General features: G+C 49.9%; 15 protein-coding genes. 6 read left to right on the top strand and 9 right to left on the bottom strand.

Going from position 1 to position 13107, the window contains the following annotated elements:
* Positions 1 to 42 precede the first annotated feature (42 nt).
* Positions 43 to 582: a hypothetical protein gene (locus HGH92_RS23355; protein ID WP_168873145.1), complete on the top strand. Its 540-nt coding sequence runs from the start codon at positions 43 to 45 to the stop codon at positions 580 to 582.
* Here HGH92_RS23355 and HGH92_RS23350 read toward each other — a convergent pair.
* Genes HGH92_RS23350 through HGH92_RS23330 form a run of 5 tightly spaced genes read right to left on the bottom strand, consistent with a single transcriptional unit; the run spans position 569 to position 4724 of the window.
* Positions 569 to 1255 carry a LytR/AlgR family response regulator transcription factor gene (locus HGH92_RS23350; RefSeq protein WP_168873144.1) on the bottom strand — a complete coding sequence of 229 codons (687 nt, stop codon included), beginning with the start codon at positions 1253 to 1255 and terminating at the stop codon, positions 569 to 571. The two genes, HGH92_RS23355 and HGH92_RS23350, sit on opposite strands and share 14 nt — an antisense overlap.
* Positions 1252 to 2274 carry a sensor histidine kinase gene (locus HGH92_RS23345; protein ID WP_168873143.1) on the bottom strand — a complete coding sequence of 341 codons (1023 nt, stop codon included), beginning with the start codon at positions 2272 to 2274 and terminating at the stop codon, positions 1252 to 1254. The genes HGH92_RS23350 and HGH92_RS23345 overlap by 4 nt, the downstream gene beginning before the upstream one ends.
* Positions 2274 to 3035, bottom strand: coding sequence for an ABC transporter permease (locus tag HGH92_RS23340; protein WP_168873142.1), 762 nt, complete (start codon positions 3033 to 3035; stop codon positions 2274 to 2276). Before HGH92_RS23340 ends, HGH92_RS23345 begins: the two co-directional genes overlap by 1 nt.
* A gap of 3 nt (positions 3036 to 3038) precedes the next feature.
* The gene (locus HGH92_RS23335; protein ID WP_168873141.1) at positions 3039 to 3812 is read right to left on the bottom strand and encodes an ABC transporter permease; all 774 of its coding nucleotides are present in this window, start codon (positions 3810 to 3812) and stop codon (positions 3039 to 3041) included.
* Between the two features lie 3 nt (positions 3813 to 3815).
* Complete coding sequence (locus tag HGH92_RS23330; RefSeq protein WP_168873140.1) at positions 3816 to 4724, bottom strand: ABC transporter ATP-binding protein; 909 nt, start codon at positions 4722 to 4724, stop codon at positions 3816 to 3818.
* A gap of 167 nt (positions 4725 to 4891) precedes the next feature.
* Here HGH92_RS23330 and HGH92_RS23325 point away from each other — a divergent pair, with 167 nt between their 5' ends.
* Complete coding sequence (locus tag HGH92_RS23325; RefSeq protein WP_168873139.1) at positions 4892 to 6214, top strand: amidohydrolase family protein; 1323 nt, start codon at positions 4892 to 4894, stop codon at positions 6212 to 6214.
* A 32-nt stretch (positions 6215 to 6246) separates the two neighbouring features.
* A complete protein-coding gene (locus tag HGH92_RS23320; protein WP_168873138.1) occupies positions 6247 to 7065 on the top strand; it encodes an SDR family oxidoreductase in 819 nt (272 codons plus the stop codon).
* Between the two features lie 365 nt (positions 7066 to 7430).
* On the opposite strand, the gene HGH92_RS23315 is transcribed toward HGH92_RS23320, so the two are convergent.
* Positions 7431 to 8306: a protease complex subunit PrcB family protein gene (locus tag HGH92_RS23315; protein WP_168873137.1), complete on the bottom strand. Its 876-nt coding sequence runs from the start codon at positions 8304 to 8306 to the stop codon at positions 7431 to 7433.
* A 345-nt stretch (positions 8307 to 8651) separates the two neighbouring features.
* Here HGH92_RS23315 and HGH92_RS23310 point away from each other — a divergent pair, with 345 nt between their 5' ends.
* From HGH92_RS23310 to HGH92_RS23300, 3 genes are all read left to right on the top strand, one after another.
* A complete protein-coding gene (locus HGH92_RS23310) occupies positions 8652 to 9125 on the top strand; it encodes a response regulator transcription factor (RefSeq protein WP_168873136.1) in 474 nt (157 codons plus the stop codon).
* A gap of 113 nt (positions 9126 to 9238) precedes the next feature.
* Complete coding sequence (locus HGH92_RS23305; protein WP_168873135.1) at positions 9239 to 9787, top strand: DUF4199 domain-containing protein; 549 nt, start codon at positions 9239 to 9241, stop codon at positions 9785 to 9787.
* 12 nt (positions 9788 to 9799) lie between these two features.
* The gene (locus tag HGH92_RS23300) at positions 9800 to 10180 is read left to right on the top strand and encodes a VOC family protein (RefSeq protein WP_168873134.1); all 381 of its coding nucleotides are present in this window, start codon (positions 9800 to 9802) and stop codon (positions 10178 to 10180) included.
* A 264-nt stretch (positions 10181 to 10444) separates the two neighbouring features.
* Here HGH92_RS23300 and HGH92_RS23295 read toward each other — a convergent pair whose 3' ends face one another.
* From HGH92_RS23295 to HGH92_RS23285, 3 genes are read right to left on the bottom strand one after another with little or no spacing between them, the layout of a single operon-like run.
* A complete protein-coding gene (locus HGH92_RS23295) occupies positions 10445 to 10858 on the bottom strand; it encodes a VOC family protein (RefSeq protein ID WP_168873133.1) in 414 nt (137 codons plus the stop codon).
* Positions 10859 to 10895: 37 nt separating this feature from the next.
* On the bottom strand, positions 10896 to 11735 hold the full coding sequence (locus HGH92_RS23290; protein WP_168873132.1) for a helix-turn-helix domain-containing protein: 840 nt from the start codon (positions 11733 to 11735) through the stop codon (positions 10896 to 10898).
* Between the two features lie 45 nt (positions 11736 to 11780).
* The gene (locus HGH92_RS23285; RefSeq protein ID WP_168873131.1) at positions 11781 to 12992 is read right to left on the bottom strand and encodes an START domain-containing protein; all 1212 of its coding nucleotides are present in this window, start codon (positions 12990 to 12992) and stop codon (positions 11781 to 11783) included.
* Positions 12993 to 13107 lie beyond the last annotated feature (115 nt).

Genomic DNA, 13107 nt, shown 5'->3' with positions numbered 1-13107 from the left:
GCTGCAGCCGTTTTCCCTATTTTAAGGGACAACCTATATACCATGGTATTTATCTGGACCATTACCATCTACCTGCTGGAAGGCTGTATCATTTCGCTCTTTCTTTTTCTGATAGCATCAGCTTTCATACCCGCCCTGAAAAAAATACGCCCGCATTATCTTCACAATGCCAATATTCCTTTTGCCATACTGGGCTTAATAATGTTGGTATCATCAGTCCTGCTGCATCTTATCGTAATATACTTCGCCAGTGTCGAATATTACAAGGAAGTTCCCCCTCGTCGGAATTATCGTGCAGAGATGATAGTAATGATATCGCTATTATGTGGCATCGTTCCTGTATTGGCCTTCTCCCGTAAACGCAATACCAGCGTTTGGTTTACCTGTCTACTATTAATCAGCGTCAGCATCATTGCACATATCATAGAAATAATGCAATGGCTACTCAATGTAACCGGAATAGAGCAAACTAATTATCCGGACTTCTACGGACCGGAGGCTAACTGGTACCGGATATCTGCCGCTGTGTTGATCTTTGTGGTTCCCTACTGGTTTGCCCGCCGTAAAATCAGCCACGCGTAATCAGAGCATAAAACTGTTTGCGGTATGTCTCGGATACCGGAATGGTAATCCCGGCGATACGGATACCTTCTTTCTCAATACTGTCTATTTTGGAGATGGCCACCATATAAGACTTATGCACCCGGCAGATCTGCTGGGGCGGCAGTTCCTGTTCAAACCAGCCAAATGGCTGCAGGGTCATGATCTGTTTCTGCTGCGTATATACTTTACGGTAGTCGCGACGGCCTTCTATATAAATAATATCACTGAGTGACACTTTTTCCAGTCGCCAGGAGGTTTTTATGAAGATGTAATCCGGTATGGAGGGTGCCTGCCGCTGCAGGTTATGCTGTACCTTGTCCATCGCCAGCACAAAGCGGTCGAACGTATAAGGCTTCAACAGGTAGTCAGTCACATTCAACTCATACCCTTTCAACGCATACTCCTCATAAGCAGTGAGCAGCACTATTTCACAGCGGGTATTGGCCGCTTCCAGCAGTTGTATGCCGGAAATACCGGGGATATTGATGTCCAGCAGGATAAGTTGCACAGGATGCAGCCGCAGGTATACCATGGCATCCATGCCATTGTCAAACGTGGCCAGCAGGTGCAGGTAGGGCAGTTTCCCAACGTACTCCTTCGCCCTTTCCATGGCCAGCGGCTCATCTTCTACTATAATACAACTGATCTTCATGCGTCCCGCAATATAAGGTTTACCTGATAAACACCTCCTTCGCGTGTAATATCCAGCTCGTGGCGGCCTGGATACAGTAGCTCCAGCCGCTGTTGCAGCAGCTCGTTGCCCAGCCCATTGTGTTCCTGCTTCACCGGCGCTTCCACACTATACAGATTGCGACAGGAAAACACCAGCCGGTCGTCTTCTATCTGCAACCGGATACGGATCGCGTTTTCCGCCTTCTTATGTTCCGCATGTTTAAACGCATTTTCGATATAGGAAATAAAAAGCATCGGGGCAATCATCCTGTTGCCAGGCGTACCTTCTACTTCATAGGTGACATATCCGGCATGGGAGGACCGGATACGCTGCAACTCAATATACTGATCGATGTAGGCCATCTCCCGCGACAGCGGTATAATCTCCCCCCTGGTCTCATACAACATAAACCGCATGATACCGGACAGTTTATTGAGATATAATGAAGCTTTCCCTGCATCTTTCGAGATCAATACGTCGATGTTATTAATGGTATTAAATAAAAAGTGCGGGTTGATCTGCGCTTTGATCAACGCCATGGAGGTCTCATAATTTTTTTTATTGAGCGCTTCTTTCAGTTGAATGTCTCCATACCAGCTGATGAATCCCTTTAATACGAAGGCAATAATGCCATGAATGGCCGCCATTCCGGATGTGACCAGCCACATTACCACTAGCTGCCGGCCGGAGGCAAGACCCTTGTAAGGCCACAGCAGCAGCAGGGAAATGGCGCCACAACAAAGTACGGTAACAATGCCGGCAAGCAATAACGTTCCTACCCGTTGAGGATGCAGGTAACGGTTAAACAACAAGCCATAAAAGCTATAGAAACCCAGCAAAGCGGGCGCAAAACAAAAAATAGCCATTGGCGCTGACCCTCGCAGGTTGGCGGAACGGAGGTTGCCTTTGGCTATGATCGCCAAAAAAAGTAAGATCAGGAAGAAGTACATCATCCAGTATCCAATATGGAGCAGTACAACGATTACCTTCTTTGTCATTATCCTTTCTCTTTTTTTCTGACGTACAGTATATAAGCCAACACGCCAAACAATACAAAATACCCTGTCGACATGATGTAAACACCAGATGGTATTGCCCCCTGATTGGCTAACATCATACAATAAATATAAGGAATTGTGCAGGCATACTTCCACGGGAGCGCTATAACTGATGCAATGTACAGCCCCAGTCCTATTCCCAGGGGCAACATGAAATTTCTGAAGAGCAATCCCTGCAAATATTGTAACGCCAATACCGGTAAACCGGCCAACAGAAAGTGTGTGCTGCCAACCAGGTATTTCATCCGGGGGAAAGGAGCCACAGGGTAGGGCACATCATGCATCACCCATGCAGGCGCCACGCCAGTCAGGTAAATACCGACGTTAAACAACAGTAGGCAGCACAACAGCATCATCAGGATAACCGTCAGTTTAGCCAGGAAAATAATAGTGAACCGCTGTGGCGTTACATGCAATAACTTCCAGGCATTACTGCGGGTTTCCAGCTGTGTGACCAGGCTCGTTACCAGGATTATGCCTATGGGCAGCAGTAGGAAGCCCATGTATTGCCAGCCTTCATGATATAACCGTTCCCATAGATCGGCCGAGGCGTTCTGACCGGCCAGCTGGTCGAAATGATATAACCGTACGCCCAGGATGATCAGTGGCACAAATGTACCGCCCAAAACGGTAAGCCAGGTAGCGGCACTGTTTTTTCTTTTGAGCCATTCACTCTGAACACTGCAGATGTATGTCGACATGATCTATCCTTTCTCACTTTTATTGATATATAACGTATACGCCAATACGGTGAACCCCACAAAATAAGCGGTCGACAACAAATAGATATTCACCGGTCTTACTGTATGATGCATACCATCGATAAATGTCAGTATACTATAAATGTAGGGAATAAAATAAGCATATTCCCATTTGAACGCGATGAAAGACACAATATACAGGCCCAGCCCCACTCCCAGCGGCGCCATAAAATTCCGGTAGCGCAATCCTATCAGGTACTGAAACGCCACTATCGGCAGACAGGCAACCAGGAACGTTCCGTTACCATACAGATATTTCAGCCAGGGGAAAGGTGCTGTGGGGAAGGGCACCTCTTTTACCAAAAGCGCCGGCAGCACGCCCGTCAGATAAATGCCGATGTTAAACAACAGAAAAAAGGATAACAGCATGATCAAAATAACCGTCAGTTTAGCAAAGAAGATGGTCGTCAGCCGTTGCGGCGTTATATGCAACAGCTTCCAGGCATTGCTGCGGGTTTCGATCTGCGTAATCAAACTTGTGACCAGAATGACGCCCATGGGCAACAGTAGGAATCCCATGTACTGCCAGGAACGGTTGTACAGCTGCTCCCATATGTCGGCCGATGCGTTTTGCGTGGCCAGCAGTTCAAAATAATAAAAACGGTAACACAGTACAATCAATGGCACCAGCACGGCGCCCAAAACGGTAAGCCAGGTGGCGGCACTGTTCTTTCTTTTGAGCCATTCACTCTGAACACTATGGAGATATGTCAACATAATTTAAGGTTGAATAAGGTCCATGAAAATTGTTTCAAGATCATTTTTAACCGGCTGGATGCCATATACGCCGATACCACGCTGCACCAGCTGACTGTTCAGCTCCGTGATGACCGCCACCGGCAATGCCGGCAGCTGTATTCCTTCCGTGTCTGTCACAATGGGGATGTCCCTGGCTGATAAAAGCTTCGCGGCAACGGCATTGTCTGTCGTTTCCAGCAGGTAGCCTCTCACCTGCCGCCGCAGGCCTGACAATTGCTCCAGGCTGCCTTCAAACACCATACGGCCTTTGCTGATGATACCGATATGGGTGGCCAGCTTTTCTATTTCGGGCAGCAGATGGCTGGAGATCAAAATACTGATGCCCTGCTCCCGGTTGATCTTCTTCAGTAACTCACGCATCTCGATGATACCATTGGGGTCCAGGCCGTTGGTAGGCTCGTCCAGTATCAGCAGCCTGGGGTGGTGCAGCAACGCCATGGCCAATGCCAGCCGTTGTTTCATGCCCAGCGAAAACTGACCGGCTTTTTTATCGCGCACAGCCTGTAGCCCTACTGTGTTCAATGCCTCCATGATATTGGCTTTGGGGCATTGATAAATACGTTGCAATACCAGCAGGTTGTCTGCGGCGCTCAGATGTTCGTAGATAGCCGGACTTTCGATCAGGCAGCCCGTCTGCCGCAGGATCTCCAGCCGGTGCTGCCGGAAAGACTTGCCCAGGACCTGCACGTTGCCTGTCTGCATGCGCAGCAGGCCGGTGATCAGTCGCAGCGTCGTCGTTTTGCCGGCACCGTTAGGTCCCAGAAAACCATAGATAGCCCCTTGCGGCACCTTCAGTTGTATATCCTGCAGCACAGGTGTTTTGTCTCTAAATTGGTAGGCCAGACCGGCCACTTCAATGCAGTATGCCATAAAAAATGATTGCCGGTCAAAAATAGCCGCTCAGGCCGCGTCAGCAAACAGTATTGTGCAACACCGCCTGGTTTCTCTGCAAAACCGGTAAAATGTCCTGCAAAATTTTACATGGTAGTTTATACAGTCTGGGGTATATTTAAGACAGATCCATAAAACAAAAGAGGATGACAACAAACTTTTCTGCGCTGCTGATAGCAGCCTTGTTATCAGGAACAGCGGCGTCAGCGCAGACCACCCTGCTTAAAAATGCCACCGTGATAGATGGCACCGGCCACCGGTCCCAACTGTATACTGATATCCTGTTACAGGGAGATACCATTGCCGCCGTTGGCAGCCACCTGAAAGCGCCGGGCGCCACCGTGGTAGACCTCACAGGCAAGACCGTCATGCCCGCACTGATCAGCGTTCATACACACGTAGGCACGCTGAAAGGCACCACTACCAATGCCGTTAACTACACCCGGGGAAATATCCTGCGGCAGCTGCAACAGTATGCGGACTATGGCGTGCTGCATGTGCTGGCCATGGGCACCGACAGGCCCATGCTGTTTGAAAGCGGTCTGCGGGATTCATCGCTGACCGGACTGTTGCCTGGCGCACGCCTGCATTCTGCCGGTTATGGCTTCGGAGTGCCCAACGGCGCACCGCCGCTGGAGTTTGGCATGGACCTCGTAAACCGCCCCGCTACGGCCGCCGATGTGGCGCCGGCCATGGACAAGGTTGCACAGGTACGTCCCGATGTGGTGAAAATGTGGCTGGATGATTTCAGCGGCCGTTTTAAAAAGATGGAGCCTGCCGTATACAAGGCAGTGATCAGCGAAGCACATCACCACGGCATCAGGGTGGCCTCCCACCTGTATTACGCAGCAGACGCGCAACAGCTGGCTGATGCCGGCATCGATATTTTCGCTCACAGCATCCGTGACCGGGACATCGACGACAAACTGTTGCAGACCATGAAGGCGAAAGGCATCGTGTACATCCCTACGTTGTCGCTCGATGAATATGCCTACATCTACGCACGCCAACCCGAATGGCTACACGACGAATTCTTTAAACGTTCGCTGGAGCCGGGCGTATATGAAATGATCACCTCACCGGAATACAAACAGCAGCTGGAGCGCTCTCCCGCCTTTGCCAAAAACAAGGCGGCCTTTGAAACAGCGCTGCGCAACCTTCGCCGCATATACCGCGCAGGCATCTTCGTGGCCATGGGCACCGACTCCGGCGCTACGCCGCTACGTACACAGGGCTTCTCAGAACACCTGGAACTGGAGCTGATGGTACAGGCAGGACTGACGCCGCTGGAAGCCATCAGCGCAGGCACCCGCAACGCAGCCAAAGTACTGAAGCTCCCCAATACCGGCACCATCGCACCCGGCCAGGTGGCCGATCTGCTGGTGCTGGCAGACAACCCGGAGTCAAACATCAAAAATACCCGTCATATTGTGACTGTATACAAAGCCGGTAAAAACATCCGGCCATAAATATTTCTTACACCCAACAAAAGCAGCCTGACATGACCTTTCAAAATCGCACCATCTTTATCACCGGCGCCAGCAGAGGCATCGGTGAAGCCATTGCCCTGAAGCTCGCGGCAGCCGGCGCTAATATCGTTATCGCCGCCAAAAGCACCGAAGAAGATCCCCGCCTCGGTGGCACCATCTTCTCCGTGGCGGAAGCCGTGGAAAAAGCCGGCGGAAAAGCCCTGCCCGTCAAAGTGGATATCCGCGAGGAAGAACAGATACAACAAGCCGTGCAACAGGCAGTCGAAAAATTTGGCGGCATCGATGTGGTCATCAACAACGCCTCCGCTATTCAACTCACCAACACCGAGCAAACACCGGCCAAACGTTTCGATCTCATGTACGACATCAACGTCAGAGGCACCTTCCTGGTAACACAACATTGTATCCCCTATCTCAAAAAAGGGAACAACCCGCATATCCTGACACTGTCGCCACCGGTAAACCTGTCCCCCAACTGGCTCGGTCCGCACGTGGCCTATACTATCAGCAAATACAACATGAGCATGCTCACCCTGGGATGGGCGGAAGAGTTAAAATCATACGGCATTGCGGCCAATTCATTATGGCCGGCTACCACCATCGCTACAGCGGCCATTAAAAACCTGCTCGGCGGCGAAGCCCTGATGAAAATAAGCCGTAAACCGGACATCATGGCGGATGCAGCGTTTTACATACTCGGGAAACCGGCGGCTTCCTGTACGGGCAATAACTTTATTGATGAAGCAGTATTAAAAGCAGAAGGGATAACTGATCTGGCGCATTATGCTGTGACGCCGGGCGGGAAACTGCAGCCGGACTTGTTTCTCTGAGACAAGGCCTACCAGCCGGGAAAGAAAGCACTGGTACCACCTTCAAAATTATCAATGAAGTTTTCCCGAAAATTGCGGAGGGTCTCTTCTTTTGCACTTTTCCGGGGCTCTGTATAGTGCCGGTGAGCAGCCGGTAGTCGTCATGTTTACCGAATAGTTTTTCGAAAACATGCACCTGTTGCTCACCGGTAAAAATAAAGACAGAAAAAATATCAGGCGGGACGGCCACCTGCACCATCAAATGCCGATGCTTTTCGATGAATGCTGCCGGCGCTGCTGCCAACTTCTCCATCGAAAAAAAAGCGTCGGATCAACGGGTGTCGCGCAAGGCTTTAAATGGTACAGGTCCAGTCCCACGATATCAGTTATTTATCCTGTTGTATAACTACCTTATAAGCGCTGCCCACGAAAGTTTCCGCTTTGGGCTCAGTAATCATCTGCATGTACATTTTGCCGGGCTCGGGGTTGGTAAGCCTGTAACGTACGGTGGCAGTGCCTTCTGCAAAGTCAATACCCGTAATGGCGATCTGGTAGCCGGAATTGGGCTGGCTGCCTCTTGACAGGACCACGCTGTTCACCTGCGCATTTACCGGTGTAGACGTTACCGTTACTTCGCTCTGTTGTTGATGTTCTTCCACGCGTTGTTTGTGTTCTTTTACAAATTTGGCCGCCTTTGCCACCATAGCATTGGCTTCAGCAGGTGTAACATTCGCTCTCGGGCGGAAATTGTTTTTCTCCAGCGATACCACACCAAATTTAATCAGCGCCTGTACGGCATTATTCGCTTTGTCTTTGTTGACGAAAGCTGCGGCATCTCCGATGTTGATCCACATCATGTTCATCGGATAAGGACCGGTGTGTTCAATGGCTTCTTCCAGTGCCAGCGCGAACTGCTCACGTGTCATAGGCGTATTGAAACGCTGTTTGCGGTCCAGCGTAATGCCGTTGTTGGCCGCAATGATCACGGATGAAGCGTAGGGAGCCTTGTTATCGGCATATTCGCAGTAATCGGTAGCCTTCGGCTCTTTGATAAACCGGATATTGTCAATATTGAGGCCCAGGGCTTTTACGATCAGGTCTATACCCTGACCGTAGTTGATCACTTTGGCAGCTTTGTTTTGGTCTGCCATGGCAGTAACAACAGTTTCAGTTGCGGGGTAAACATTTGCAGCCCGGCTTGCGAGGGAACTGTGAAGTGTCAGGCAAACCAATGGCAATGCAATAACAGTACGTCTGTTCATGGGAAAATTGAATTTTTCTGGTGTCAAATGTAATTTATTTTATCTTGTATGTAATTGAACATTCATGCGTTAAAATGAACAATTGCTGTCATTTTATGATAAATAATAGATTAATAATCATGCCGGTTTCTTGTCAGAGGCCGTCAAAAGCAGTGTAACGCACAAGAATACTTAAATGTTACTCCGGGATGTCCGGCGAATAATAATTTAATACAACAGACCATCCGGAAAAGTTTTACTGAATACAGACCTCTCTATAACGCATGTCTGGCAGCAAAAGGATGGGCGCAGACTACTGCTTTTGCATCAAATATGTAACTTTATGCCAACAGCAAACCATTGCGCATGAAGTGGCACGCCATCACCAGAAACAAACATAATATCCTTTACGGCCTTTCGCTGGCCCTGCTGCTCTTTCTCCTGAAATGGCTGGAGCTGCGTTTCCTGATCATTCATCATGCCATGGAGGTATATGTCGGCATGGTGGCCCTCATTTTTACAGCACTGGGGATATGGCTGGCCTTAAAACTCACCAGACCGAAAGTGGAGACTGTGATCATCGAAAAACCGGTGCCTGTTACTCCGGCAGCCGCCTTCTCTTTAAATACCCCTGCGCCGGACCACCCCGGCCTGAGCAACCGCGAACTGGAAGTACTACAGCTGATGGCCGATGGCCTCAGCAACCAGGAGATCGCCGGCCGCCTGTTCCTGTCACTGAACACGGTCAAAACCCATGCATCACGTTTATTCGAAAAACTGGACGTAAAAAGAAGAACACAAGCCATAGATAAAGCTAAGCGACTGAATATCATACCATAATCATCATCACCCGAAAGCAGGAAAAAAGGTAAGAAAGGTAAAATCACCCTAAAGTATGAACGGAAAAAGATGCAGGACCAGCATTTTTGTACTCACTACCAAATCCTGACCAGATGAAAAAAAATGTGCTCGTTTTCGGATTGATCTCCGGCGCCATCGTTAGCCTGATGATGGTGTTTTCCGTTTTAATGTGTTACGGCGACCCCAACTATAAGGGGAATATGGTGCTCGGCTACGCCGGGATGCTCGTCGCTTTCTCTTTCATTTTTGTGGGCGTCAAAAACTATCGCGACAAATACAACAACGGCGCCATCAACTTCGGCAAGGCATTTAAAGTAGGCCTGTTGATTGCCCTCATCGCCTCTACCATATATGTAGTGGTGTGGCTGTTTGACTATTACCTGTTTGTTCCGGATTTTATGGACAAATACAACGCCCACCTGCTGAAAGAAGCCAGAGAAGCAGGCGCCGACGCTGCAACACTGTCTAAAAAGACGGCCGAAGCGGAAAATTTTAAGCAGCTCTATAAAAACCCGCTGTTTGTTATACTGATCACCTATTCGGAAGTACTGCCTGTCGGCATCGTGATAGCGCTCATCAGCGCCTTGATATTAAAGCGTAAACACGGGAAAGACACCTCCACCATGATCACTCACCACTAAAAACATATCCATATGAAAATAGCCATGGCAGGGGTCCACGTCAACGACCCCCTGGAAGCATTTCGCTTTTACACAGAGAAACTGGGCTTTAAAGAGAAAGTTTATATGCCCGAAGCATTCCTGGCCGTAGTGGTCTCTCCTGAAGATCCCGAAGGCACCACCCTGCTGCTGGAACCGTCCCAGCATCCGGTGGCCAAAGCCTATATGGAAGGGCTATACGCAGCAGGAATACCTGCTATCATGCTGGGCACAGCTGATATTGCAGCCGAATACGAACAGCTGACAGCCAAAGGCGTGGTGTTCCGGAAACCACCTACCAAAGCCGACTGGGGCATAGAAGCCGTTTTCGAGGATGAATGCGGTAATCTGATTGCTTTAGGGCAGATTTTCTGAGGAGCCCGGGGGCTCAGTCCCGGGGCCAAGTCCCGGGGCTGAAGCCCTGGGTTACGTTCTGTTCTTCAGGCTGTTTCAGAGCGGAACTTCTCAATGAATTGGCTTTAACCCATCAATTTCGGAAACTTAGCATCGATAACCTGGATGATACCAGATAATCTCCTATTGCCAACATTGACCCTGTCTCATCAATTGGAGGTTATCTATAAAAGAGAAAGAACAAATCGTAGCCCAGGGCTGAAGCCCTGGGCTACGATTTGCGAATCAGCAATTCACCATCCATTTAATGCCGTATTTGTCCGTAAGATTACCATGCCAGTCGCCCCAGAACTGTTTTCCGAAAGGCACGCCCACTTCGCCGCCTGCGGCCAGTGCGTCAAAAGCTTTTTGTGCGGTTTGTTCATCGGGGAAAGTGAGCGACAAAGACACATCTCCGCTGTTGCCTTTCGTTTCTTTACCGGGAAAAGTATCGCTGGCATAAATAGCCAGGTCATTAAAATGCAGCCTGCTGTGAAGCACCTTGTCACGATAGGCTTCCGGCGCCTTCATGTTGGGGTTGTCGTAGCGGGTCCATACTTTAAAAGTGGCGCCCAGTGCTTTGGCATAAAAGTTCATTGCTTCTTCACAATTGCCTCCGAAAGTGAGGTAGGGAATCAGTTCATATTTTTTTCCTTCCATGACATATATTTTTTACGAAGATGATAAATGCGGGCGGTTATAAATTGTACGATTTAGACAGCCGTGCTGCGAGGGCCGGTTGTATTACCTGTACAATGGTATATTGTTCCTTGAGGAAATGACGCGGGGTGGTGCCGGAGAGCTGTTTGAATTCGCGGATAAAATGAGACTGGTCGTAGAAGCCACAACTGTGTGCTACCGCGGTGAGGGATTCGTGGCGACAGCTGTACATGGCCAGTATGGCCTTGTTGAACCGCCGTATCTTTAGCATGTCTGTTGGGGTAAGGCCTGCCACCTGGTTAAACCGGCGCTCCATCGCTTTGTAGGAAACACCGAATACCCGGCAGGCATCGGCCACGGAAACACTCTCCTGTTGCAGCATCCATGTGGTGCATTGTTGCAGAAAACGATGGGGGATATTATCAAATTGTAAGCGGCTCAACAGAAACTGATCGGTGAGCTGTACGCGTTGTTCATCGGTGGCAGCCTCAAACAGCTGTTCTTCCAGCAACGAATAATCTTTTCCCAGCACATCGGGGAGGCACCAGAAATCGTTGGCCAGCAGGTGGGCCGGGATGCGGAACAGCGGGTAAGTGCCTCCCAGCCGGAAGCGCACGGAAAACACATGCTGATGGGCTGTTTGAGAGATCCGCAGCGCATGCTGACGGATACCGATAATGTGGGAGCCTTTTACCGGCTGACGGGAGCCGTCTTTGATGCTGGCATAGTGGTCACCAAAATTAAACATCAGCTCGATGGTGCCATCGGGGATCAGCGATTCCTCGTCCCGGAAAGGGGGCCTGTCGGCATCAGCTTTCCAGTAACATTCAATATATGGCGCCAGTTGCGGATGAGGTGCAAACTCCCTGTAGATCATTCACCAGAGGTTTCTCCAAAAATAATCAAATACCGCACAAGTTGATCAACGCTTCTCCAGGATGCTCCTGAAGGTGGACATGGTTTCAAACATGTTGTTCCGTACAATGGGATCGGACACCCATCTTGGTATCCGGGCGCTGCGATTGGTAGTGATGGTGTAGGTTATCTGCATATGGTTGTTGCCCAATTCCTCCATCAGCCATTTGCCTCGGGTGCCGGTGATGCGGGTCACATCACCGGAAACGGGGAACCGGTTGTTCTGCGTGCTTTCGAAGCTGATCTCCCCGGAATGTTCGTTACGCATGTTCAGGCGGAACAGCAGGCAACAGTCCTGGTCACCGAAAGGCCAGGGAATGTTGTATTTCAGATAGGTGATCCACCGGCCGTCGTCTACCGGCAGCACCTGGTAACTTTTAGCACGGGCATTCCATACCACGCCCTGTTGCTGGTCTGTCAGCAGCCGCGCCACTGCGGGAACATCGGACCTGACGGTAAATACTGCCTTGATTTCCCGCACACTTTCTTCATTACCTGCGGTAATCCATCTTTCGTACAGCGAAATGGACTTATCCCTTTTCACCAGCCGGTACTCCCCTTCGGCCTGCTGGTGGGCGTAACCGGCAGCCGACAGACTCAACATCAGACAGAGCGTGAACATGGTCCGGAATACCCGGTCCCATAAAGTAGAACTGACACCAAAACCCAGATCGTCATTTTTATAGTGATGCAGGTGGTGGTTGCGCCAGAGCGGTTTAAGCCATTTAAATGGCGGCGCCCAGGCATGGATAGCGTAGTGCATGCTGCCGTACAACAGGTACCCGGACACAAATCCCGGGAAGAAGACGAACGCATTATTTTTCATGAGGAGATAGAAGATACAAAACAGAACAGAAGAGATGATGACGCTGGGCACCGGCGGCATAAACAGCCGCTGCCGGTCGCGCGGATATTCATGATGGTTGCCATGCAAGGTATACACCACGCGACGGACGGACGGCTGGTCGCTGACCCAGTGGAAAATAAACCGGTGCGCCACATATTCAAACAATGTCCAGTAGAACATGGCGCCGAAGTAGGTCAATAAAATACGGAGCAGTGAATATCCCACGTTGGCATGGCTGTAATAGAGCATATACCCGATAACGGGCAGGTACATACCAAAAATCACCACAGGGTGTGTTTTGGTCAGCATTTCCAGGTAACGGCTTTTAAAAAGCCTCGCCTGCCCTTTGTTATGCACTTTTTCAAATTTCATGATGTGTTGTTTATGGACGGTACAAAAATGCATTGTCCCCTCAGCCTGGCCGCCCATTTTTTGCCGAGTTGTCAGATAACTGGGTTGAACCGTCAATGTATAATTCCCGAATGCG

It is taken from the genome of Chitinophaga varians (genome assembly GCF_012641275.1).
Classification (GTDB): domain Bacteria; phylum Bacteroidota; class Bacteroidia; order Chitinophagales; family Chitinophagaceae; genus Chitinophaga; species Chitinophaga varians_A.
The sequence above is the reverse complement of the archived record's forward strand: the minus strand, read 5'-3'. Positions and strand labels throughout refer to the sequence as shown.